The organism is Stenotrophomonas sp. LMG 10879, from assembly GCF_002750935.1.
Lineage (GTDB): Bacteria > Pseudomonadota > Gammaproteobacteria > Xanthomonadales > Xanthomonadaceae > Stenotrophomonas > Stenotrophomonas lactitubi_B.
The window spans coordinates 320899-345511 of the sequence record NZ_PEJT01000002.1 but is presented as its reverse complement, the minus strand read 5'-3'; the positions used below and the strand labels follow the sequence as shown (position 1 = coordinate 345511).

Here is a 24613-nt window from a genome sequence, read left to right as displayed (position 1 = left end):
GAGGGGGGCGACGGCGGCACTGCCAAGGAAGGTCGTTGATCTGCTACCTTTCGACCTTGTTCATAATCCAGTCAGTTTCAGCCGATCAACGCGCAGCAAAAGGACAAGACATGCACGTGATTTCCGCTCGCACCCTGTGCGGTGCCCTCTCCATGGCCCTGGCCAGCGCCACGGCACATGCCGCCCCCATTCCGATCGAGGACCTGGCACGCATGCCAGCGCTGCAGTCGGTCTCGATGAGTCCGGACGGCAAGCATCTGGTCGCGTTGATCCCCTCTCCGGGCAACCCGGAAGAAACCGCACTGGCCAGTTGGGATACCGACGCAATGGGAGGCGCACCGAAGGTGGTCACGCCCTCCGGCGACCGGATGAAGTTCATTGCCGTGGGCGCCCTCAAGTCCGACCAGATCCTCGCGGTCGGCCGCCAGGAGTGGACCGGGCAGCTTGGGGGTTGCGGCGAAGGCAGCGTATCAGGCGCGACCAAGACATTCGTGGTCAAGACCTACCTCACCGACCAGAGCCAGAAGACCTTCAACGAAGCCTTCGCCGACAACACGCGCAAGCTGGGCGTGAGCGAACAGACCCAGCGCTGCCTGGAACTGGGTGGCAGCGCATCGTTGGTCAACATGCTGCCGCTGGATCCGGACCGGGTCATCATCCGCCAGCTCAGCGAGATAACGCTGACCGCCAATTACTACCTGTACAACCTCAAGACAAAGGAAACCGAACTGCTGTTCCGCGGCGGCACCCGCGCCCAGCCGGCGCTGTTCGACCCGCGCAGCGGCAAGGTGCTCGCCAAGAGCCAGATCGAGCCGGTCAGCGGTGACTACGACCAGCAGGTGCTGATCCTGGACGCGGCCTCGGGTCAGTACGTGCTGCAGAAGCCGTTGCAGACGCGCCTGTCCAACCGGCACACCGTGGAACTGGCCGGCGTGGACGACGCCACCGGCAAGTACTACGTACTGACCGACTTGTTCTCGGACAAGGTGCAGGCCCACCTTTACGACGCCAAACAGCAGAAGTTCGATCCCGAACCGGTGCTGGCCAACCCCAACTTCTCCATCGCCAGCCTGGTGTTCAGCACCCAGCCGAGCACGTTCAACCAGGTCGTCGGCTTCACCATCGATGGCCCGGCACTGCAGACGGTGTATGTCGACCCGACACTGAAATCCATCCAGGACACGCTCAAGCAAACCGCGCCAGGGCGGCAGATCGAGATCACTCGCTACAACGACGATTTCTCCCGCATCCTGTTCCGCGCCACCGGCCCGGATGCCCCGACTGCGCACTACCTGCTGCTGGACCGCAAGAAGGTGGTGAGCCTGGGCAGCGAGCGTCCGTGGATCGCCAAGGGCGCAGTGGGCGAGCAGCGCTGGATCACCTATACCGCGCGCGACGGGCGCGTCATTCCGGCCATCCTCGATCTACCCGCCGGATGGAAGGAAGGCGCTCCCCCCGCGCCGGCCATCATCCATCCGCATGGCGGCCCTTGGGCCCGCGATTACATGCAGTGGGACGCGTCGGGCTGGGTCGCGCTGTTGACCTCGCGCGGCTACGCCGTGCTGCGTCCGCAGTACCGCGGATCGTCCGGCCTGGGCCGCGAGCTGTGGACTGCCGGTGATCGAGAATGGGGGCAGAAGATGTCCGACGATAATGATGACGGCGCCGCCTGGCTGGTATCGCAGGGCTTCGCGGCAAAAGACCGCATCGCCATCTTCGGCTATTCGTACGGCGGCTTCGCCGCCGCGGCCGCCACGGTTCGCCCCGGCTCTCCCTACCAGTGCGCCATTGCCGGCGCTCCGGTCACCGATCTCGCACGCTTGGGCACCAGCTGGAGCGACAACCGCCTGCAACGCATCCTGCAGGGGCAGACGGTCAAGGGCATGGATCCGATGCGCAACACCGCCAGCGCCAACATCCCGGTGATGCTGTTCGTCGGCGACCGCGATGTGCGCACCCCCTCCTTCCACGCCCAGGGCTTCTACGAAGCAGTGAAGGACAAGGTGCCCGCGCAGTACCACCTGATTGCCGACCAGCAGCACAGCATGCCGTGGTACCCACGCCAGCAGCGCGAAACGCTGGGCCTTATCGAAGGCTTCCTGAAGAAGGATTGCGGTCCGGGCGGCCTCTAACCCACGTTTATCGCGTCACCGAACGCCCCCGCCGGCCATCCGCCAGCGGGGGCGTTCCGCATTCAAACGGTGAATTCCCCTTAAACATCAAAGCATTACAGCTTCGCTTCGTTCATCTTGCATTTACTTTACGGCAACCATACACTCCGTTAACCGAAGCGTAACAAATAGGGAAATTACCGAAATGCGCAACGTCATTCGCCTCTCAAAGCCGAGCCGCGTCCCGCTGACCCTCGCGGTTCTGGCCTGTCTGCATGTCGCTCCTGCCTTTGCCCAGGAAACACCCCAGCAGGAAGCTGCTTCGTCAAGCACCACCCCCGCTTCCAAGCGCGCCACTGAACTTGACACCGTCACCGTCACCGGCTCGCTGATCAAGCGCCCCGAGTACGAGACCACGTCGCCGGTGCAGGTCATCTCGATCGACAAGGCGATCTCTGCCGGTCAGTTCGATACCGCCGACTTCCTGCAGACGTCTTCGATCGCTGCGGGCTCCACGCAGATGAACAACCAGTTCGGCGGCTTCGTCGTCGAAGGCGGTACCGGTGTGCAGACGGTCTCGCTGCGTGGCCTGGGCGCGAACCGCACGCTGATCCTGCTCGACGGCCAGCGTCCTGGCCCGGCCGGTACCCGCGGCCAGGTCGCCGCGTTCGATCTGAACGTCATTCCGCAGGCCATCCTGCAGCGGCTGGAAATCGTCAAGGACGGCTCCTCCTCCATCTACGGCTCCGATGCGCTTGCTGGCGTGGTCAATCTGATCACCCGCAAGACCATGGACCGGCCGGAGATGACCTACTCCATGAGCGTGCCGCAGCATGGTGGCGGCGAACAGTTCTCTGCCTCGATCGCCAACGGCTGGAACTTCGAGAAGGGCAGTGTCGTGGCGGCCGCGCAGTGGGACCGTCTGAACGCGCTGACCGTGGGTGATCGCGATTACTTCCGCTGCGCTGAAGACATGGTGTGGGGCACTGACGGCAAACGCATCGACCGTGAGGATCGCTCGATCCTGGCCGGCACCAACCTGGCAGGCTGCAGCACTGGCAACCTGTACGCCAACACCATCATCAACTACAACAACCCGGCGATCCGCTACGTGCCCTCGCCCGATGGCAGCACGGTGGGCCCATTCCCGGGCTACCGCCCGCGCCCGCGTCCGACTCCGACCTACGCCAACGGCGGCACCGCGTACTACCAGGATGTCCTGAACTTCCCGTTCTACCACGACCAGGAAGTGATCAATAAGCGTGAGCGTGCCTCGCTGTACGCCGCCACCGACTTCAGCTTCGACAGCTTCAACTGGAAGACCCAGTTCCTGTACAACCGCCGTGAGACCAAGGCGCACAGCTGGCGCCAGTTCTACCCGACGGTCTACAGCGAGGCCGCCGATGACTACTTCCAGGTCATCATGCCGTTCCCGAGTGACCAGAAGATCACGGTCGACTACTTCTACGGCACCACCAAGTTCGATGGCCAGTTCAAGTCCACCGACAGCTGGACCTGGGAAGTCAACGCCGGCTTCAGCCGCTCTACCGGCAAGTACGGCACGCTGTCGATCGATGTCGACCGCGCCGGCGATCTCGTCTATACCGACGATGACATGCCGGTGAACTACTTCGATCCGGGCTTCCTCAACGGCACCCGCATGAACGAGCTGATTGCCGCGGTGGGCCAGTACCACACCGGCAAGACCACCTACGATCAGACCAGTGCCAACGCGATCTTCAGCGGCAACCTGTTCACCCTGCCCGCCGGCGATGTCGCCTCGGCATTCGGTGTCGAGTTCCGCAGGTACAAGATCGATGACACGCCGTCGGATTTCGCACTCGCCGACCGCGCCTGGAACTCCACCTCTGCCGGCCCGACCCGCGGCACCGACAAGGTCAAGGAAGCCTTCGCCGAAGTCGACGTGCCACTGCTGAAGGGCATTCCGGGCATCGAATCGCTGTCGGTGAACGTCTCCGGCCGCGTGTTCGAATACGACTCGGTGCCGGGCTCGGATCACGTCTGGAAGACCGGCGTGAACTGGCAGATCATCCCGTCACTGCGCGTGCGCGGCACCATGGGCACCTCGTTCCGTGCGCCGGGCCTGTACGAGCTGTACCTGGGCGATCAGACCGGCTTCCTGCCGCAGACCCAGATCGACCCCTGCATCCAGTGGGGCGACAGCAACAACACCTTCATCCGTGCCAATTGCGGCGCGGCCGGCATTCCGGACACCTATACCGGCGGCGGCGGCAGTAGCGCCACCATCTACTCCGGCGGCGGCGGCAAGAACAACCTGCAGCCGGAAACGTCCAAGGCCAAGACCCTGGGCCTGGTCTGGAGCCCGACCTTCGCCAACCTCAACGTGGCGCTGGATTACTTCGACTATGACGTGCGCGGTGAAATCACTCAGCTCGACGAGTACGACATCGTGTTCGGCTGCTACGGCTCGGCGGTGTTCCCCAACGCATTCTGTGACCAGATTGTGCGCAACAGCCCGACCAACCCGTCGGCGCCGAACAACATCACCACGATCTACAACAAATACGTGAACATCAACCGCGAGCGCACCCGCGGCTACGACCTGCAGGTCAACTACGACAACGACTTCTCGTTCGGCAAGATTTCCGCTGAAGCGCAGGTCACCTACACCATCGAAGATACCTACCAGTTGTTCGGGTCGGCGTCGGACAGCGGCGTCAACACCTCCGACCAGGTCGGCTACATCGGCCGGCCGAAGACCGTCGGCCTGGCCAGCGTCAGCCTGGAACGCGGTGACTGGACGTTCAACTGGCAGGGCACCTACGTCAGCAGCACCCAGAACAAGGACCTGGACCGGAACTTCACCTATTCCGGTTACCAGAACGCGACCCGCGACATCAAGGCCGGTTGGCAGCTCCGCCACAGCGCCTCGGTGGCCTACGACATGGATGACTGGACCTTCATGGTCGGCGTGCGCAACCTGTTCGACAAGGCGCCGGACACGATCTCCAACACCGCCGGCACCCGCTACGGCAACGTCCCGCTGTACGCCTCGCAGTACGACTGGTACGGCCGCACGTTCTTCGCGCGCGTGTCCTACAAGTTCTGATCGCAGCATTGCAGCACATGAAAAGGGCGGCTCCGGCCGCCCTTTTCTTTTGCCTGCGCCACGCCGGCGACGTGCCATGACCGCTGATCATCGCCAGCGTTGACACCGCACTCCGCCGCACACAAATGGCTCCTGAACGCACCCCCGCGCATTACTCCCCGCCATCGCGCCGGAGCGGCGCGATGTCCCAGCAAGACACCTTTTTGCGCAAAGCGGGACTTAACAGGCCATTCATATATGACACGAGACGCCAGACTCAGCACATCACAACTGAGACCAAGTCTCTGTATTTGTTGCAATTTCATGTATCCCATTGATATCTCTGGCGACAAAGCGTGACGGAACCGTACTTTTCTTGTTAAGAGCGTGTTAGGTTCGATGAAGGTCAGGACAAACCATGAACATGACCGTAACAACCGCAGGGATGCGGACGATCTTCATCCACTAGGGGGATTCACTACATGACGCACCACCGCACGCCCGGTCGCCACCCGCTGACCAACGCTCTGCTCGCCGGCCTGATGATGGCCGCCGCGGCCCCGGCCCTGGCCCAGGAGGCCAGCTCCGGCAGCAACCCGATCGACCTGGACCGCGTCAGCGTGACCGGCTCGCGCATCGCGCGTACCGGCTTCGTGACCCCCTCGCCGGTCACCGCCATTACCGCCGAAGAAATCCGCGCCACCGGCGCCAACAACATCGGCGACCTGATGGCGCGCCTGCCGGCGCTGAGCCCGACCTACACGCTGGGCAATTCCACCCGCTTCATCGGCACTGCCGGCGTGGGCCTGATGGACCTGCGCGGCATGGGCACCTCGCGTACGCTGGTGCTGGTCAATGGTCGCCGCCATGTCGGCGCGACCTCCGGCTCCTCGGCGGTGGACGTCAACACGATCCCGGTCGAGTGGATCGAACGCGTTGAAGTCATCACCGGTGGTGCCTCGGCCGTGTATGGCGCCGATGCCGTGGCCGGCGTCGTCAACTTCATCATGAAGAAGTCGTTCGACGGTGCCGAAGTGCGCGCCCAGACCGGCATGGCCAGTGAGGGCGGCTTCAACCGCTCCTTCATCAGCGCCTCGGCCGGTACCGACTTCGCCAATGGCCGCGGCAGCGCGGCGATCGCACTGGAATACAGCAAGCAGGACCGCTTTGTCCGCAGCGACCGCGCGATCGGCAACGAATTCCTGGTGTCGGTGCCGAACCCGAACTACGACCCGACCAAGCCCTCCAACGAAAGCAATCCGCAGACGGTGCTGAGCGGCCCCGGCGGCAACCACTCGATCTCCTTCGGCGGCACCTTCACGCTGGGTGCGTTCTCGCCCAACAACAAGGCGACCTGGGGCAACCGTTACCAGTTCAATCCGGATGGCACCTACCGCCCGCAGCGCTATGACGGGGTGATGCCGAGCACCACCAGCTGCGTCAACTGCGACTTCGCCGACCTCAATTCGGTGGCCGATCTGCAGCCCGGCTTCGACCGCAAGAGCGTCAACGCGGTCGTCAACTTCGACCTGACCGATAACCATCGCCTGTACTTCGAAGGCAAGTACACCGAGACCGTGTCGGACTTCCTGGCCCAGCCGTCGTTCGACCAGACCCTGCGCATCCAGCGCGACAATGCCTACGTTTCGCCGCAGCTGCGCGCGCTGATGGCCGCCAACGGCGCCAGCCAGTTGACCCTGAGCCGCTTCAACGTCGATGCCGGCCAGCGTGGCGAGCACGTGGAGCGCAACACCCAGCGCTTCGTGCTCGGCGTCGAGGGCAACCTGACCGAGAACTGGACCTACGACGTGTACGGCAACTGGGGCCAGAGCGAAGTCAAGCGCTGGAACCTCAACAACCGCATCAACGAGCGTTGGCAGGCGGGCCTGGACACCGTGGTCGATCCGTCCACCGGCCAGATCGTCTGCCGCACCACGCTCAACCCGAACGCGACCAATCCCAACAACGCCAACCGCGTGTACTCGCAGTTCGCCCGCGAAGGCTGCGTGCCGTTCTCGGTGTTCGGCAATGGCGCGGTGACCCAGGCCGCACGCGACTGGATGAACGTCGATTCGTTCAACTACTCGCGCCTGCAGCAGTCGGTGTTCAGCGCCTCGCTGGCCAACGCCTCGCTGTTCAGCCTGCCGGCCGGCGACGTCGGCGTGGCCGGCGGCGTGGAATACCGTCGCGAGAAGAGCCGTGAAATCACCGATCCGCTGGCAGCGCAGGGCCTGACCTTCCTCAACGCGATCCCCAACCGGATGGGCAAGTACGACGTGCGCGAAGCATTCGTCGAAGCCACCGTGCCGTTGCTGGCCGACATCCCGGGCATCTACAACCTGACCATGGACGCTGCCGGTCGCTGGTCCGATTACAGCAGCATCGGCAAGACCACCACCTGGAAGGTCGGCCTGGACTGGACCATCATCCCGTCCCTGCGTGCCCGCGGCACCCTGTCGCAGGCGGTGCGTGCGCCGAGCATCGGCGAACTGTACAACCCGCAGAGCGAGAACTTCGCCACCGTCAACGACCCCTGCAACTACCTGGCCACCAATTCCAACCGCCCCAACACCGCAGCGGACCCGGCCCTGCGCCAGGCCAACTGCTCGGCGCTGGGCGTGCCGGTGGGCTGGGTCGATACCTACACCGCAACCCGCCCGGGTGTCAGCGGCGGCAACCCGAACCTGAAGCCGGAACGCGCGCGCAGCTTCACCTATGGCCTGGTCTGGCAGCCTGACTTCCTGCAGGGCTTCGGCATGTCCGTGGACTACTGGTGGATCAGCCTGAAGGACGCCATCGGTGCAGTAACCGCACAGACCAACGCCACCCGCTGCGTGGATTCGCCGGGGGGCATCAACAACAGCTTCTGCGGCTTCATCGAGCGCGCACCGGTCGGTGGCAAGACCGATGCGGGCGGTCGTACCTTCCCGGAACATTCGATCAGCCGTTGGGTTGCGCTGAACGAAAACCTGGCACGCTCGCGTCGCGTCGGCGTCGACCTGGAGATGGACTACCGGTTCAAGCTGGCCGAGGGTGACACGGTGATCCGCCTGGTCGGTACCCGCCTGCTGCAGTCGCGTGAATGGGCCTTCCAGGACTTCCCGAACGAGTACGACGAGAACGTCACCTGGGTGACCGACCCGCGCTGGCGCGGTTCGCTGCAGACCAAGTACTCGCTGGGTCAGTGGCGTGCGTCGTGGGACCTGAACTACGTGAGCAGCAACCTGCGCGTGCAGCCGAAGAGCTACCAGGCCAACCCGGGCCAGACCAGCCCGATCCGCAACGGCTCGTACGTCTACCACAACTTCCAGTTCGGCTACCGCTTCCCGGGCGACAAGATCGACGTCTACCTGGGCGTGGACAACGCCTTCGACAAGGATCCGCCGGTGAACTACTTCGGCTCCGACGTCGGTTCGGCGATGTACGACAACATCGGCCGCTACATGTACATGGGCGCGACCTACAAGTTCTGATCCAGCAACACATGCAGTACCCCGACAGACCCGGCTTTTGCCGGGTCTGTCTTTTTCCGGTACCGGCAAGGCCCTTGCGCCCGGCCATGACCTTCGACACCCTTGCAGTGTGGGCCGGCGGCGTATCGTTCGGCCCACGGCCGTTCCCCCGGCCCTTCCCTGACTCACTCGGCCTGGAGGCCATTCAAGTGACCCGTACTCCCAAGATCGTGCTGCTGACCCTGGCCGTTTCGGCCGCGCTGGTCGGCTGCGGCAAGAACGAAACCCCGGCAAAGGATGCCACCGCCTCCACGCCGGCCGCGGCCGACGCCGCCACCACCTACAAGCTCGACGAGAGCAAGCTGCCGGCCTACAACGCCTTCCAGGCCAGCGATCTGGACAGCAACCTGGACGCCTGCACCGCCTTCGGCGACTACGTCAACGGCAAGTGGCTGGCCGCCAACGAGATTCCGGGCGACCGCACCAGCTGGGGCGCCTTCACCATCCTCGACGAGCGCTCGGTGGCCGTGCAGCACCAGCTGGCCGAGCAGGTCGCGCAGGTCAAGAACCCGGCCGGCATCGAGAAGATCGTCGGCGACCTGTGGGCCACCGGCATGGACGAAGCCAAGGTCAACGCCCAGGGCATCGAGCCGCTGAAGGCCGACCTGGCTGCGATCGATGGCCTGCAGGACAAGGCGGCCATCGCCAACTACCTGCGCAGCAGCGCCGCCAAGGGCGAGAACGTGCTGTTCGGCTTCGGCGCCGAAGCCGATTTCAAGAACTCGGCCGTGAACATGGCTTACGCCAGCCAGGGCGGCCTGGGCCTGCCGGACAAGACCTTCTATACCGACGCGTCCAAGGCCGACAAGCTGAAGGCCTACCAGGCCCACGTGGCCAAGGTGCTGGAGCTGTCCGGCGTGGCCGCTGCCGATGCCGCCAAGCAGGCTGAAGAAGTCGTCAAGTTCGAGACCCGCCTGGCCAAGGCATCCAAGTCCAGCGTCGAGCTGTCGCGCGATGTCTCGCTGTACTACCACCCGGTCAGCCTGGCCGAGGCCGATGCGCTGACCCCGAACTTCAGCTGGACCGAGTTCTTCAAGTCGCAGAACGTGGCCGCGCCGGAGAAGTTCTCGCTGGCCATCCCGGCCTTCCACCAGGAAGTGAGCAAGGCGCTGGGCGACACCGATCCGTCGGTGTGGCGCGCCTACCTGCGCTTCCACACCGTGGACAGCGCTTCGCCGTACCTGGCTGATGCCTTCGTGCAGGAGAACTACGAGTTCTACGGCAAGACCCTCAATGGCCAGAAGGAACAGAAGCCGCGCTGGAAGCGCGTGCTGGGCACCATCGAGAGCGACGCCGGCGAAGCCTTCGGCCAGCTGTACGTGAAGGTCGCCTTCTCGCCGGAAGCCAAGGCGAAGATGGAAGAGCTGGTGAAGAACCTCGCCGCCTCGCTGAAGGAACGCATCCAGGGCCTGTCCTGGATGAGCGAAGAGACCAAGGCCAAGGCCATCGCCAAGTGGGAAACCTTCACTCCGAAGATCGGTTACCCGGACAAGTGGCGTGACTGGTCGGGCCTGCAGACCAACCGTGACAGCTATCTGGGCAACGTACGCGCGGCCACCGCGTTCAACTACCAGTACAACCTGGCCAAGATCGGCAAGCCGGTGGACAAGACCGAGTGGGGCATGACCCCGCAGACGGTCAACGCCTACTACAACCCGCTGCAGAACGAGATCGTGTTCCCGGCCGCCATCCTGCAGCCGCCGTTCTTCGACCCGAAGGCCGACGACGCGCTGAACTACGGCGGTATCGGTGCAGTCATCGGCCACGAAATGACCCACGGTTACGACGACCAGGGCAGCCGCTTCGGGCCGACCGGCAACTTCGAGAACTGGTGGACCGAAGCCGATTCGAAGAACTTCGCTGGCCTGACCGGCAAGCTGGTCAAGCAGTTCGACCAGTACAAGGTCGACGGCCAGGCCGTGAACGGCCATCTGACCCTGGGCGAGAACATCGCCGACCTGGGTGGCCTGGCCACCGCCTACGACGCGCTGCAGAAGGCGTCGGCCGGCAAGGAAGACGCGAAGATCGATGGCTTCACCCGCGATCAGCGCTTCTTCTTCAACTGGGCCACCGTGTGGCGCACCAAGTACACCCCGGAGAACGCCAAGGTCCGCCTGGCGACCGACCCGCACGCGCCGGCGCAGTTCCGCGCCATCGGTGCGCCGTCGAACCTGCCTACCTTCACCGCGGCCTTCCAGTGCAAGCCGGGTACGCCGATGTCGCGCACCGGCGACTCGCAGGTGGTGATCTGGTAAGCCACGGCTGAGGCCACGGTTTGCCTGCAAAGGCCCGGGATTTTCCGGGCCTTTGTTTTTTTGCGGCGCCAACCATCCACGCGTGGCGTGGATCTACTGGCGGCCTGCCGGTCCGCGCCGTTGGTAGAGGCCGACCTTGGTCGGCGCATGGCGCGAAGAACCACCGTGATGCGTGCATGCCGCGCCCATGCCACCCACCCGGTAGCGCCGGGCCATGCCCGGCGGATGCACCGTGATGCGTGCATGCCGCGCCCATGCCACCCGCCCGGTAGCGCCGGGCCATGCCCGGCGGATGCACCGTGATGCGTGCATGCCGCGCCCATGCCACCTACCCGGTAGCGCCGGGCCATGCCCGGCGGATGCACCGTGATGCGTGCATGCCGCGCCCATGCCACCTACCCGGTAGCGCCGAGCCATGCCCGGCGGATGCACCGTGATGCGTGCATGCCGCGCCCATGCCCGGCTTGCTATAGTTCGCCCGCCCTCAATCCATCACGGATTCGTTCTACATGCCCAACTTCCGTCCGCTTGCCATCGCCCTGGGCATCAGCCTGGCGACCCTGGTTCCGACCCACGATGCGTTCGCCGCCAAGAAGAAGGCCGCGCGCGCCCCGGCCGTCAGTGCGCAGTGCAGCGATTTCTACGATGCCACCAACGCGGGCTGGCTGAAGGCCAACCCGGTGCCGCAGATCGGCGCCGCCACCGCGTTGGGCCAGCTGGTCGACCGCAGCCGTCAGCAGCAGCGTGAGCTGCTGGACGCCTCGATGAAGGCGCCGCAGGGCAACGTGCAGAAGCTGCTGGGCGACTTCTGGGCCAGCGGCCTGGACGAAGCTGCAGTGGAGGCCGATGGTTCCAACCCGATCGCGCCGTTGCTGACCCGCATCAACGCGATCAAGAAGGCCAAGGACATTCCCGCCTCGATCGCTGCGCTGCACCAGGTCGGCATCCCGGTGGCCTTCAACTTCGGTCCGGACGTGGACCTGAAGGCATTGGACCGCCACATCGGTTACTTCATGCAGGGCGGCATGGGCCTGCCTGACCCGGCCTTCTACACCCGCACCGACGCCGACACCGTCGCGCTGATGGGCCGCTACCGCAACTACGTCAAGCAGATCCTGGCACTGACCGGCACCCCGGCGGCCAAGCTGGACGCCGAGTCGCAGGCAGTGATCGCGCTGGAAACCGAACTGGCCCGCAACGCGCAGTCGCTGGCGGGCATCAACAACCCGTTCAACAACTACGCGCCGATCTCCACCAAGGACCTCAACAGCCGCTATCGCAACCTGCAGCTGGATGCGTTCCTGAAGGCGCAGGGCGTCAACGATGACTTGGTCTCGCTGGCCGATCCGGCGCTGTTCAAGCAGCTCGACGGCATGGTCACCAAGCTCAAGCCGGACCAGTGGAAGGCCTACCTGCGCTGGCGCGTGGGCGACTCGATGGCGCCGTACCTGTCCAAGGCCTACCGCGATGCGGAGTTCGAATTCCGTGGCCGCGTGCTGCGTGGCGAGACCCTGCCGCCGCAGCGCTGGGAAAGCGTGCTGGACGCGATCAACGTGGCCGCTGGCCCGATGGTCGGCCGCGAATACGCCGCGCGTTACCTGTCTGCCGAAGACCGTCGCCAGGCGGCGTGGATCGTCGACAAGGTGCGCGAAGTGCAGATCGAGGCGGTCAAGAACAACAGCTGGATGAGCGCCGAGGCCAAGACCGAAGCGCAGGCCAAGCTGGCCGCGCTGAAGATCGAGATCGGCACCCCGCTGCGCGACCTGGATTACAGCGTGCAGCCGATGGGCCGTGGTTCGTTCGGCGGCAACATGCTGATCGCTTCGACCTGGCGTCACCGCGAGGAGATGAAGCGCATCGGCAAGGGCAACGCCGACCGCCGCTGGGACGTGCTGCCGCAGCAGCCGTCGCTGGCCTATGACCTGGCGCAGAACCGGCTGATCGTCACCGCCGCGATCCTGCAGGGCCCGGTGTTCAACGCCAAGGCCGATGCCGCCGACAAGTTCGGCAGCTTCGGTGGCCTGGTCGGCCACGAGCTGACCCGTGCGATCGACGCCAAGGGTGCGCTGGTCGATGCCAAGGGTGAACTGCGCAGCTGGTGGACCCCGGCCGACAAGACCGCCTGGACCCTGCTCGGCAGCCGTGTCGCCACGCAGTACGGCGGCTACGAGTTCCCCGGCGTGAAGGGAGCCAAGGTCAACGGCACGCTGACCCAGGAAGAGAACCTGGCCGATATCGCCGGTCTGGAACTGGCCTGGGCCGCGTATACCGCGCAGGAGCCGAAGGCCAAGCCGGCACAGCAGCAGGGCTTCTTCCGCGCCTGGGCCGCGCTGTGGCCGCAGCAGCTGTCGCCGAACGAGGCCGCACGCCGCCTGACCGCCGACATCCGTGCACCGGGCCGCTGGCGCACCAACGGCCCGTTGTCGAACCTGCCGGCGTTCGGCGCCAGCTTCAGCTGCAAGCCGGGCCAGCCGATGCAGCGTACCGACGCCGAGCAGATCAAGGTCTGGCGCTGAGGTTGATGCGATAGCGGTAACGGAAAGGGCGCCTTCGGGCGCCCTTTCCTGTTGAGTGCGCATTGGAAAAAGGCCCTGAAGGATCAGGGCCAAGCCAACCCATGCGGAGAGTGAGCCGCTATGCGCGCAGGTCAGAAATCGTACGAGGCGGTCAGGCGAACCGTACGCGGCGGCGTGAAGTGGGTTCCCATACCGTAGAGATTGGAAACCGTATCCGGACCTGTCTGGTACGTCGCCGTCGACTGCAGCTGACGGCGCTGGTTGAGTACGTTGAAGACGTTCAACCCCAGGCCAAGGCGGTTGTCGGCAAACGCTGGTCGGTACAGCACTCCCATGTCCAGTTGCGCCGTCCACGGCTGTCGACCGGCATCGCCGGGTCGTGACGGTTCGCCGTTGCAGTAGTGGTACGCCGAGCCATAGCCATGCGCCGGATCGCTCTGGTCGCTTCCGTAGTAGCCCAGGCAGTTCTTGGGCATGCCGGACATCACGCGCACGGTCGCCGAGGCGGTCCACTCGTCATTGATCTGATACGCACCGAATGCCTTCAACTGATGCCGGCGATCATTTGCGAGGTAGCCACCGGCATACTCCATCAGCGACACCGCATCCCAATCCTGGGTTTTGGAAACATCATCCTGACCGATATCGGACCTCACCTGCCCTTCGGTGTTGCCGAAGCTGCGCGACCAGGTGTAGTCAAGGCGCGCGTACCAACGCTCGGACATCGGGTGTTCGATGAACAGATCAACCGCGACGTAGTCGCGCTTGGCCTTCTTGCCGTCGTAACCCCAATCGGACGCGCTCATGCTGACCGGCGTATAGCCGGACCCATCGCGATGGCGCACCTGGAACGTATTGGTCTGCCCCGGGTTGAAGATCACGCAGCCGGGGAGCTCGTACGCGTCGGGATCCAGGCCCATGCCAGAGAGCCGGTCGGCGAAGCGCCCGGAATCACAGGTATCGTCGATGGCCGACTGCAGCCGGCGGAAGGTCAGTTTTGCGCCGCTGTTCCAGGTAGTGCCCAAGGTTTTTTCGAAGCCCAGGATCAGCTCATCCTGGTACTGGGAACGCAGGTCCGTGGGCGCCACCGAAAGGGGATCCGGAGCTTGGCCGTACTCGTTGTTGGTTGATACCGGACCGTCGCCCAAAGGCGTCAGGCCCGTGGGATTGCCGTCGGCGTCAATGCCGGTATAGGTGAAGTACTCACGGGTGTAGGTCGACGCGGACGCACCACGGATGGCCACGCTGTTGGGTAATGCCAGGTAGTAGCGGCCAAGGTTGGCGAAGACCTTCAGCGATGCGTCACCGAACACATCCCAACTGGCGCCCAATCGCGGCGCCCATTGGTCGCCACTTTCCACATACGCAAGCCCATCGCTGTTGTAGTTGGTGAAACGATCATTGCGCAGGCCCAGTGTCAGCAGCCAATCGGGGGTCAGCTGCCAACGGTCTTCCAGGTAATAGGCCTTCTGTTTCACCGACATGCTGGTGGTGGTGGAGAAGATGTACTTCTGCACGAAGTAACCCTCCCCGCCCGGCGGTGCGATGCCGAAGCCTGGGTTGGGCGACGCATCCGGATTGCCGCGGGAGTAGATCCAGGCATGACCGGGGCCGGTCATGGACTGGCCTTCGTTGTTCGCCCAGTACGCCATGTTGTCGATGCCGGCGGTCAGTTCGTGGTTACCGATGCGGTACTGCAGATCCATGCGTAGGCCCTGTGTCCTGCTGCCCGCATCGGGGGCCTTGGTATACAGGTCGGCCTGGTCGTTGCGGACCGGCGTTCCACCAATCAGGGACGGATCCTGGTTCCCGGCACCACTGATGTAGGGGTTGCCCGAATCCAATGGATTGAACTCCAGGTTGCCGACGCGCGTGCGCCCCCACACTGCGCTCAAGGTCAGGTCGTCGTTGATGTACCCGGTGTACTTGAAGATGTCGACATCGGTGCTGGCCTTGGTGGTGTTGGGGAAGGTGCCGGTGCGCCCCCCTTCGGCCAACGACGGGTATTCGAACTCCGTGTAGTACCCGCCATAGCGATCATTGTCCTGGAAGCGGGTGTATTCCAGCGTGTTGCTGTCGTTGATGTTCCAGTCGATCTTGCCGTAGAACTTCGGTGTATCCACGCGGTAGTGGTTGCGGGCCTGCTGCGCGCTGGCTTCGCTGGCTGTGGAGATGCCTTCGCGCCGTTCGGACTCCGCCGCGAGATGGATGAACAATCGATCCTCGATCAACGGTCCGCTGACATAGCCGCTGTAGGTGGTTGTGGTCGCCTTGTCCCCGCGATGGTAACGGTACAACGTGCCCGGCCTGGACTCGTTCTCGTAGGCATACCCATCCGGCAGGGCCATGTTGGGGTAGTTGACCGATGCCGGCGACTCGGCAAGCTCCGCCGGTGCCCACGTCACCTGGGCACCGAACCGCCACCGGTTGGTGCCGCGTTTTCCCAGCTGGTTGATGACACCGCCGGTGGAACGGCCATAGCCGGCGCCATACCCGCCGGTGAAGGTCTCCTGCTGATCGATGGAACCATAGGGCAGGCTGATGCCGCCGAGGTTGCTCAGCGGGTTGGTGACATTGAAGCCATTGAGGTAGTAGGCGTTCTCGGTAACGCTTGCGCCGCCGAACGACAGCACGGATCGCGAACCGTTGGAGAATTCACCGCTGCCGGCGACCACCCCCGGGGCCAACAGAGCGATGGCCTCGGCACTTCGGCCCAGCGGCAGCACATCCAGTTGTTCGGACGTGATGACGGACTTGGAAACCGTGTGGGTCACATCGATCTTCGGCAGGTTTGCTGCAGTGACGTTGACCGCGTCCAGCGTGGTGGCCGGGTCATGTGCGGCGAAGCTCACTTCGGTACCACTGCCCACGCGCAGCTGGACGTTGTCCTGCTGCTGGATGACACGGCCGTCGCGCTGCACGCTGACGCTGTAGCGTCCCACCGGCAACGCGCCAAAGCTGTAGCGGCCCTGTGCATCGATGGCTGCCGTCCGCCGCAGACCGCTGTCGCTCTGGGCGACAACGGTAGCGCCTTCGCCACCGGCGGCGGTGCCGTACAACGTACCCGTCGTGCTCTGAGCAGCAACGGCACCAACGATGGAAAACAAGACTGCCGAAAGCGCACTGCGCTTCAGCGCACGACGTGTGGATGCAAATGCCATGAAGCTCTCTCTCCCGTGATGAAACTGACGGGGATTTATAGGCACGTGTTTTCCCTGCGAGGCAGTGCCGCAACGCGCGATGAATCCGCGGTAAAAGCGTCAGGCAGCGGACCTCGACATTGCCCTTGAGTCGGGCCAGACAGCTGGAAACAAGGAGGTTCCAGTCAATCAACGCAATCGCTCTGGCAACCTCCGCAACGGGACAACACAGGTCATATCCGTCACATCAACGTCGTCGAGATGTTGCGTTAAGCGTTCGATACGACAGCCCCGCATTCTGGTTGCGACACCTATGGTGTAGCTGGCGATGCACGCACACCCGTCACACCGCCTCCAGCGTTCCCCGGTAATGCACGATCCGCCCCACCACTGGCGCACCAATCTCCACGTCGAACACGAATCGCCCGTCCACTTCATGCTCGAAGCTGTTGTCCCCCGGCAGCAGCGCGCGCGGCAACGGCATGCCCAGGATCGACCAGCGTCGCGGCACCAGTTGCAGCCGCCCGTTCTCCACCAGCAGCGCCAACGCTACCGACACCACGCCGAAGCGCTCGACCAGCAGTGCCTCGTTGCGCCCCTGCCCCTGCGTCTGCAGCGAAGAGAAACGACGGCCGGCAAAGGTCCGCGTCCAGCGCTCACCACCCGCCTCCGGGGTGAACTCCACACTGACCGGCACACTCGCGCCCGCCGAAGGAAAACCGAACACCTTCCCCAGCAAGCGCGACAGCAGCCCGCGACCACGCTCGACCGACGCCGTGCCGCTCCAGCGCTTGGCTGCAGACGGTGCGTGCAACGCCTGTACGCTGGCCGACAGTTGCGCGTATGCGCTGCCAAGCACGCGCTGGTACAGGCTGGCACCCGGCATGTCCCGGCGGAAACCGGTGTGGATGGTGCGGCCTTCAAACAGCCGGTCGTAGTCGCTCAATTCCAGCGCATGTGTGGCCGCGCGCGCTCCGGGCGCCGGCCGATCACCGGCCAGTTGCTTGCGGATCACCGCCTCGATCGCCATCGACGGAATGTACGGGCCGTCATCGGCCTCGGCCAGCAGGTGCCAGCTCTGTTCGACACGCGCACCATCGCGGGTACCCACTGCACGTACGATCATGCCGCCGCGATGTTCACCGAACTTCATCAGGTTCAATACGGTGTAGAACAACCGCGAGCACGGCTCCAGCGACGGCAGTTTCAGATGCAGACGCGCCTTGGCCAGCAGGTTCAGCACGCGATGCAGGATTTCCGGTACCGGGCCAGCCCCCATCCAGATGTCGGTCATCGTCGGATGTTCGGGCGGCAGCACCTGCAGATCAGGCACATCCACCAACGAGAAATGCAGGTTGCGCAGCGGCAGCCGCCCCGGCACCGCGACGGTGAAGCGGCGACTCTCGGCCAGGCCGATGCCGTGCCCGTCGCGACCGTTGCGGCGCAGCTTCACCGGTGAACCGGCATAGCCGACCACCGCACGCATCACGTTCAGGCCGATGCCGGCATACGGCGATGGCGCGATGCCGCCTTCCACGCTGACGATGTCCATGTGCGTGGCCATCTCGCGCAGTACCGCCGCAGTCAACACCGGGAAGCTGCTGACGCCCGACAGCACGTAGATGCCGGCCGCCCTGGCCTGCGCGTCGTACTGCGAAACGCCGAATACGAAGTCCGCCGCGTCGGCGAAGTCCAGATAATCAATGCCGGCGGCGATGCAGGCTTCGATCGCGCCGTAGCGATGTTCGCCGTAGTCCTGGAAAGGACCGGAGGCATCCACCACCAGCTCCGGTCGCTCGGCCTGCAAAGCCGCAGCCAGCTGCTGCCGGTCGACCTGCAGTGGGCGCAGTGTCGATTGCCCCACATAGCTTGCACAGAAGGCCTGTGCCGCCGCCAGGTTGCGGCCACCGATCAGCAGTTCCAGCATCGGCAGGTCCGCCAGCAAGCGGACCAGACGCCCCCCGAACACCCCATATCCACCCAGAATCAGGATCTTCACGCATCATCCCTGTCGTGTCGTCTGGCCATGGTAGCGCGGCGCCGCCCGCTCCCGCAGTGCAGCACGATCCGGCATTAACACCACGCGTGCTATCGCTGCGCCTTCGTCCACTGCGGAGCCCCGCCATGGCTCACAAGAACACGATCTGCGTCTGGTACGACAACGGTGCGCTCGAGGCCGCCACGTTCTACGCAAAGACCTTTCCCGACAGTGAAGTAACCGCCGTGCATCACGCGCCAGGCGACTTCCCCGATGGCAAGCAGGGTGACGTCCTCACCGTCGAGTTCACGGTCTGCGGTGTCCCCTGTGTCGGGCTCAATGGCGGCCCGACCTTCAAGCACAGCGAAGCGTTCTCGTTCCAGATTTCCACCGAGGACCAGGCCGAGACCGATCGCCTGTGGAATGCGATCGTCGGCAACGGTGGCCAGGAAAGCCAATGCGGCTGGTGCAAGGACCGCTGGGGCATCTCCTGGCAGATCAGCCCACGCATGCTGATCGAAGCGGTGACCAGCAAGGACAAGGCCCTGGCCAAGCGCGCCTTCAACGCGATGATGCCGATGAAGAAGATCGACATCGCCACCATCGAAGCGGCGATCCGCAACGCATGACGACGTGGGACACGATCATCGTTGGCGGCGGCCACAACGGGCTGGTGTGTGCGGCGTACCTGGCGCGTGCGGGACAACGCGTGCTGGTGCTGGAGCGCCGCGGTGTACTCGGCGGCGCGGCGGTCACCGAAGAGTTCCATCCCGGCTTCCGCAACTCGGTGGCCTCGTACACGGTATCGCTGCTGCAGCCGAAGGTGATCGAGGAGCTGCAGCTGCATGCGCACGGGCTGCGCATCGTCGCGCGGCCGGCCAACAACTTCCTGCCATTGCCCGATGGTCGCTACCTGCTGTCTGCACCGGGCCGCACCCAGGCGGAAGTGGCGAAATTCTCCGAGCGCGATGCGCAGGCGCTGCCCGCCTATGAAGCGCGCCTGGAAGTATTTGCCGACGTGCTGCGCGACTGGGCGCTGCGTCCGCCGCCCGACCTCGGGGTGACGGCCGGCTGGCGCGCGCTGCCCGCGCTGTGGCAGATGGGCCGGCTCGGGCGCGAGCTGGCCGCGCTTGATCCCGCATTGCGCCAGGAACTGCTGGATCTGTTCACGCTGTCGGCCGCCGAATACCTGGACCGCTGGTTCGAGAGCGAGCCGATCAAGGCCCTGTTCGGGTTCGATGGCATTGTCGGCAACTACGCCAGCCCCTACACGCCGGGCAGCGCGTACGTGCTGCTGCATCACGTGTTCGGCCAGTGCAACGGGGTCAAGGGCGCCTGGGGCCACGCCATCGGTGGCATGGGTGCGATCAGCCAGGCCATCGCCGCATCCGCGCGTGCGGCCGGTGCCGAGCTGCGCGTGGATGCCGGCGTGCAGCGCCTGTTGGTTGAAGACGGACGCGTGGTCGGCGTCGCGCTGTCCGGCGGCGAGAGCCTGCGCGCACGTGCGGTGGTGGCCAACGTCAATCCGAAGCTGCTGTACGAACAACTGCTTCAGCCCGCCCAGGTTCCCGCCACCACCCGCGAACGCATGGCGAACTGGCGCTGCGGCTCGGGCACGTTCCGGATGAACGTGGCGCTGTCGCGGCTACCGGATTTCCGCGCCCTGCCCGGCCCCGGCGACCACCTCAGTGCCGGCATCATCATGGCGCCCAGCCTGGATTACATGGACCGTGCCTGGCTGGATGCACGCCGCGATGGCTGGTCGCGCGAGCCGATCGTGGAGATGCTGATACCGAGCACGCTGGACGATTCGCTGGCGCCGCCCGGGCAGCATGTGGCCAGCCTGTTCTGCCAGCACGTGGCGCCGGAGCTGCCCGATGGCCGGCACTGGGATGATCACCGGGATACCGTCGCCGACCTGATGATCGCCACCGTCGATCACTTCGCTCCGGGCTTCGCCGACAGCGTGCTCGGTCGGCAGGCGCTTTCACCGTTGGATCTGGAGCGGACGTTCGGGCTGATCGGCGGCGACATCTTCCACGGTGCGCTCAGCGCCAACCAGCTGTTTTCGGCGCGGCCGATGGTGGGCCAGGCCGGCTATCGCGGCGCCCTGCCCGGCCTGTACCTGTGCGGCGCGGGCACGCATCCGGGCGGCGGGGTGACCGGTGCGCCGGGACACAATGCCGCGCAGGTGGTGCTGCAGGATCTGTAGATCCACGCCATGCGTGGATGTCGGTATGCCCCGCCGCCTGCATGACCTGCTGTTGGTAGGCGCCAACCTTGGTTGGCACAACGTGGCAGAGGTGATTGCCAACCAAGGTTGGCATCTACCGGCGTCAACGCGTGCCAACCAAGGTTGGCACCTACCCGCGTCAAATGATCCGCAGGATCATTTGACGCTGCGCAGATGGTTCGGGCGCTTCGGCGGGCCGGGGGGACGACGCTTGTTGAACGGCGGTTGGCCGCGCCAGTAGCGGATCAGCAGCCAGCCGAACAGCATGCCGCCGAGGTGTGCGAAATGGGCCACGCCCGGCTGCCAGCCAGTCATGCCCAGCACCAGCTCGCCCACGCCGAACAGGATCACGAACGTACGCGCCTTCATCGGAATCGGCGGGAACAGCAGCATCACCCGCTGGTTGGGGAACAGCATGCCGTAGGCCAGCAGCAGGCCGAACACACCACCGGAAGCGCCCAGCACCGTGGCCGGATTGTCGAGCATCGTGCCGACCAGCAACTGGCACAGACCGGCGCCGACCACGCACACCAGGTAGTAGATCAGGAAGCGCTTCTCGCCCCAGGTCTGTTCCAGCGGCGCGCCGAACATGAAGACGGCCAGCATGTTGAAGAACAGATGGAAGAAGCTGCCATGCAGGAAGCCGTAAGTCAGCAGCTGCCAGGGCTGGAAGTTGCCGCCCGGCGAGAACGCATCGAAGCCCTGCTGCAGCGGCTGCAGCATGAACGGCTCGAAGGTCTGCATGCCGAGCAGGAACGGCTGCTGCAGCAGGAACAGGATCGCGTTGGCGATCAACAGGGCCTTGGTGACGGTTGGCAGTCGCGGGAACATGGGGACACCGGCATGGAACGGCCTCCATCATAGCCGCAGCACCGGCCCTTTTTGACCAGAGCGGCCGGTCGCCCGTTCAGTCGCAGGCAGCGATCAGCCCGGCCCCCATACGGCCGCATCCAGCGCCGCCGCCGGGTCGACCGCGGGCATCCGCACCCGGCCGTTTTCCACGATGACACCCTCGGCACGCAGCCGCTGCGACTGTTCGCGCCAACCGGCGGAACCTTCGGCCATGGCGATGCGCCCATCCGAACGCAGCACCCGATGCCAGGGCAACGCGGGATCCTCATTCTGGCCAAGGATGCGCGCGGTCAGCCGGGCACGTCCGGGCAGGCCCGCGCGCATCGCGACCTGGCCGTAGCCCATCACCTGTCCCGACGGAATCGCGTGGATCACCGCCAGGATGCGCGCACGCGCCTGCTCCGGCGTCAGCGGCGCAGCCGCGTCACCAGCAGTACGCCGAGCAGGACCAGCACGGTGCCGGCGATCTGCGCCGGCCCCATCGGTTCGTCGAGCAGCCATAGGCTCATCACGATGGTGGAAACCGGGCCCAGCATACCCACCTGCGCGGCCAGCGACGAGCCGACGCGCTGCACCGCCAGCATGATCGCCAGCACCGGCAGCACGGTGCAGACCGTCGCATTGATCAGCGACAGCCACTGCACCGCAGCGGGTGCCTGCCACAGCAGCGGCAGCGGGTGGGTAATGGTGAAATGCAGCAGCACCAGCACACTGGCCACGCAACTGGCGTAGGCGGTCAGGCGCACCGCGCCGATACGGGCGACCACCTGGCCACTGCCGAACAGGTAGAGCGCATAGCTGAGCGCACTGCCCAGCACCAGCAGGCTGCCGAGAATGATCTGCCCACCTTCGCGCTGCAGGTCATGGCCGAACGCGATAAGCACACCGAGATAACTGAGCACCAGCGCGCCGACCTGCCATCGACCCGGCCGCTGCCGCGCCAGCAGCACGTTGATCAGCAGCACCAGGGTCGGGTTCAAGTACAGGATCAACCGTTCCAGGGTCACGCTGATGTACTGCAGGCCCTGGAAATCCAGCAGGCTGGACAGGTAGTACCCGGTGAAGCCGAGCCACAGCACGCGCGCCCGGTCAGCCCAGGACAATCGCTCCGCACGGCGCGAAGCCCACACCGCCATCAGCGCGAACAGGGGCAGCGCCATCAGCATGCGCAGCGCCAGCAGCGTGGTCGCGTCCACGCCATGGCGCAGCCCCAGCTTGACGATGATGGCCTTGCCCGATGCGGCAACGGCGCCGATCGCAGCCAGGCCGATGCCGCCCAGGGCGATGCGCGGGGATTGGGTGGCGATGCGAGAAGCGGGGCTGGACATCAGGACGACGGCGGGCCGCGCGGGGCGGCCCGGAAAGGCGTGGGGACCATCATTGTCGCATGGAGGCGCCTGCTGACCTGTAGAGCCGAGCCCGCGCTCGGCTGCCCCCTGTCTGCGCGGAACGCAGCCGAGCGTGGGCTCGGCTCTACCACCGCCCGGGTCAGCGCATCAACACCACTTCTTCAGCAGACGTCGGGTGAATCGCCACCGTGTCGTCGAACTGGGCCTTGGTCGCACCCATTTTCACCGCCACCGCGAAACCCTGCAGGATCTCGTCGGCCGCCTCGCCCAGCAGGTGTACGCCGACCACACGTTCTTCCGGCCCGGCACACACCATCTTGAACAGGCTGCGCTGGGTGCCGTTGGCCAGTGCCTGCAGCATCGGCCGGAACCGGCTGTGGTACACCGTCACCTGCTCGAAGCGCGCACGTGCGTCTTCCTCGCTCATGCCCACTGCGCCCAGCGGCGGGTGCGAGAACACCACGCTGGCCACGTTGTCATAGTCCATCTTCGCGTCCGGGCGACCGCCGAACAGACGATCCATCAGACGGCGCGATGCAGCCACGGCGACCGGCGTCAGGCCGACCTTGCCTGCGATGTCACCGACCGCATGTACGCTCGGCACCGCCGTGGTCTGCCACTCGTCCACCTCCACCTGCTGGTGCTCGCCGATGCCGATGCCCAGCGCTTCCAGGCCGAGATCCCTGCTGTTGCCGCGCCGGCCGGTCGCAAAGAACACGGCATCGAACATGCTGTCGGTCGGACCGTCATGGCCGAACGCGCGCACGCGTTCGCCGTCGCGCTTCAACTCACGCAGACGGTAATCGAAGTGGATGCGGACACCCTGCTGGCGCAGGTTCTCGGCCAGCTGCGCGGTCAGCTCGTAGTCGAAGCGCTCGAGCAGGCGACTGCCGCGCACCAGCAGGCTCACCTTGCTGCCCAGCGCCTGCAACAGCCCGGCAAGTTCCACCGCGATATAGCCGCCGCCGACGATGGCGACCTCGGCCGGTGCCGCGCGCAGGTCGAAGAAATCGTCGGACACCAGACCCAGTTCGGCGCCGGGAATGTCGGGCCGCTGCGGATGCGCCCCGGTTGCGATGAGGATGTGTGCAGCGCTGTACTGCACGCCATCACTGCACGCCACGGTGTGCGCATCCAGCAGATGGCCACGGGCCGGGATGCGCACCACGCCGGTTTCATCCAGGCGCTTGTGGTAACTGGTGTGGATGTTGCTGATGTAGGCCTGGCGATGGATCACCAGTTCCTTCCACGACAGCGCCGGACGCGCCTCCACGTCGAAGCCCATCGCGCTGGCCAGGCCGATGCGCTCGGCCAGATCGGCGGCAAGCCACATCGCCTTCTTCGGCACGCAGCCTACATTCACGCAGGTGCCGCCCAGTTCACCCGGCTCCAGCAGGGCAACACGCTTGCCATGCTGCGCAGCGCGGATGGCACCGGCCAGGCCAGCGGAACCGCCGCCAAGGACGATCAGATCGTAGTCATAAGAGGGAGTGTTCATCGGAATCGCTCGGGTCGACAGGGAACAGGATCGATGACGGGCGCGCGCCCGCAGAAAAGATCGACAGGCAGCTGGCTGGCGCAGGCGCTCATGCTGCTG

Annotated in this window: 13 protein-coding genes; 7 read left to right on the top strand and 6 right to left on the bottom strand. The window is 65.1% G+C overall.

The genetic code is table 11. The features are described 5' to 3' along the window. The first annotated feature begins 110 nt into the window (after nt 1-110). The 5 genes from CR919_RS04345 (at nt 111) to CR919_RS04325 (ending at nt 13464) form a co-directional block, all read left to right on the top strand. Entirely contained in the window at nt 111-2132 is a 2022-nt protein-coding gene (locus tag CR919_RS04345) for a prolyl oligopeptidase family serine peptidase (protein WP_243379901.1), read from the top strand. Between the two features lie 184 nt (nt 2133-2316). Then, a complete protein-coding gene (locus tag CR919_RS04340; protein ID WP_099819020.1) occupies nt 2317-5202 on the top strand; it encodes a TonB-dependent receptor in 2886 nt (961 codons plus the stop codon). 461 nt (nt 5203-5663) lie between these two features. Continuing rightward, a complete protein-coding gene (locus CR919_RS04335) occupies nt 5664-8654 on the top strand; it encodes a TonB-dependent receptor (protein ID WP_099819019.1) in 2991 nt (996 codons plus the stop codon). A 188-nt stretch (nt 8655-8842) separates the two neighbouring features. Further along, nucleotides 8843-10948: a M13-type metalloendopeptidase gene (locus tag CR919_RS04330; protein WP_099819018.1), complete on the top strand. Its 2106-nt coding sequence runs from the start codon at nt 8843-8845 to the stop codon at nt 10946-10948. Nucleotides 10949-11457: 509 nt separating this feature from the next. Continuing rightward, nucleotides 11458-13464, top strand: coding sequence for a M13 family metallopeptidase (locus CR919_RS04325; protein WP_099819017.1), 2007 nt, complete (start codon nt 11458-11460; stop codon nt 13462-13464). Between the two features lie 131 nt (nt 13465-13595). On the opposite strand, the gene CR919_RS04320 is transcribed toward CR919_RS04325, so the two are convergent. Both CR919_RS04320 and CR919_RS04315 read right to left on the bottom strand, forming a co-directional pair. After that, nucleotides 13596-16625 carry a TonB-dependent receptor gene (locus tag CR919_RS04320; RefSeq protein ID WP_099819016.1) on the bottom strand — a complete coding sequence of 1010 codons (3030 nt, stop codon included), beginning with the start codon at nt 16623-16625 and terminating at the stop codon, nt 13596-13598. 322 nt (nt 16626-16947) lie between these two features. Next, complete coding sequence (locus CR919_RS04315) at nt 16948-18603, bottom strand: SDR family oxidoreductase (RefSeq protein ID WP_099819015.1); 1656 nt, start codon at nt 18601-18603, stop codon at nt 16948-16950. 125 nt (nt 18604-18728) lie between these two features. On the opposite strand from CR919_RS04315, the gene CR919_RS04310 reads away from it, so the two are divergent. Further along, on the top strand, nt 18729-19211 hold the full coding sequence (locus tag CR919_RS04310; protein ID WP_099819014.1) for a VOC family protein: 483 nt from the start codon (nt 18729-18731) through the stop codon (nt 19209-19211). After that, nucleotides 19208-20794, top strand: a complete 1587-nt coding sequence (locus CR919_RS04305) for an NAD(P)/FAD-dependent oxidoreductase (protein ID WP_099819013.1) — start codon at nt 19208-19210, stop codon at nt 20792-20794. The genes CR919_RS04310 and CR919_RS04305 overlap by 4 nt, the downstream gene beginning before the upstream one ends. 177 nt (nt 20795-20971) lie before the next feature. On the opposite strand, the gene CR919_RS04300 is transcribed toward CR919_RS04305, so the two are convergent. The 4 genes from CR919_RS04300 to gorA all read right to left on the bottom strand — a co-directional run bounded on the left by CR919_RS04300 (nt 20972) and on the right by gorA (nt 24514). Then, a complete protein-coding gene (locus CR919_RS04300; protein ID WP_099819012.1) occupies nt 20972-21646 on the bottom strand; it encodes a rhomboid family intramembrane serine protease in 675 nt (224 codons plus the stop codon). Between the two features lie 93 nt (nt 21647-21739). Continuing rightward, the gene (locus CR919_RS04295) at nt 21740-22168 is read right to left on the bottom strand and encodes an MGMT family protein (protein ID WP_243379899.1); all 429 of its coding nucleotides are present in this window, start codon (nt 22166-22168) and stop codon (nt 21740-21742) included. Then, complete coding sequence (locus CR919_RS04290; RefSeq protein WP_099819011.1) at nt 22075-22995, bottom strand: DMT family transporter; 921 nt, start codon at nt 22993-22995, stop codon at nt 22075-22077. The genes CR919_RS04295 and CR919_RS04290 overlap by 94 nt, the downstream gene beginning before the upstream one ends. 160 nt (nt 22996-23155) lie before the next feature. Beyond that, nucleotides 23156-24514: a glutathione-disulfide reductase gene (gene gorA, locus CR919_RS04285; protein WP_099819010.1), complete on the bottom strand. Its 1359-nt coding sequence runs from the start codon at nt 24512-24514 to the stop codon at nt 23156-23158. Nucleotides 24515-24613 lie beyond the last annotated feature (99 nt).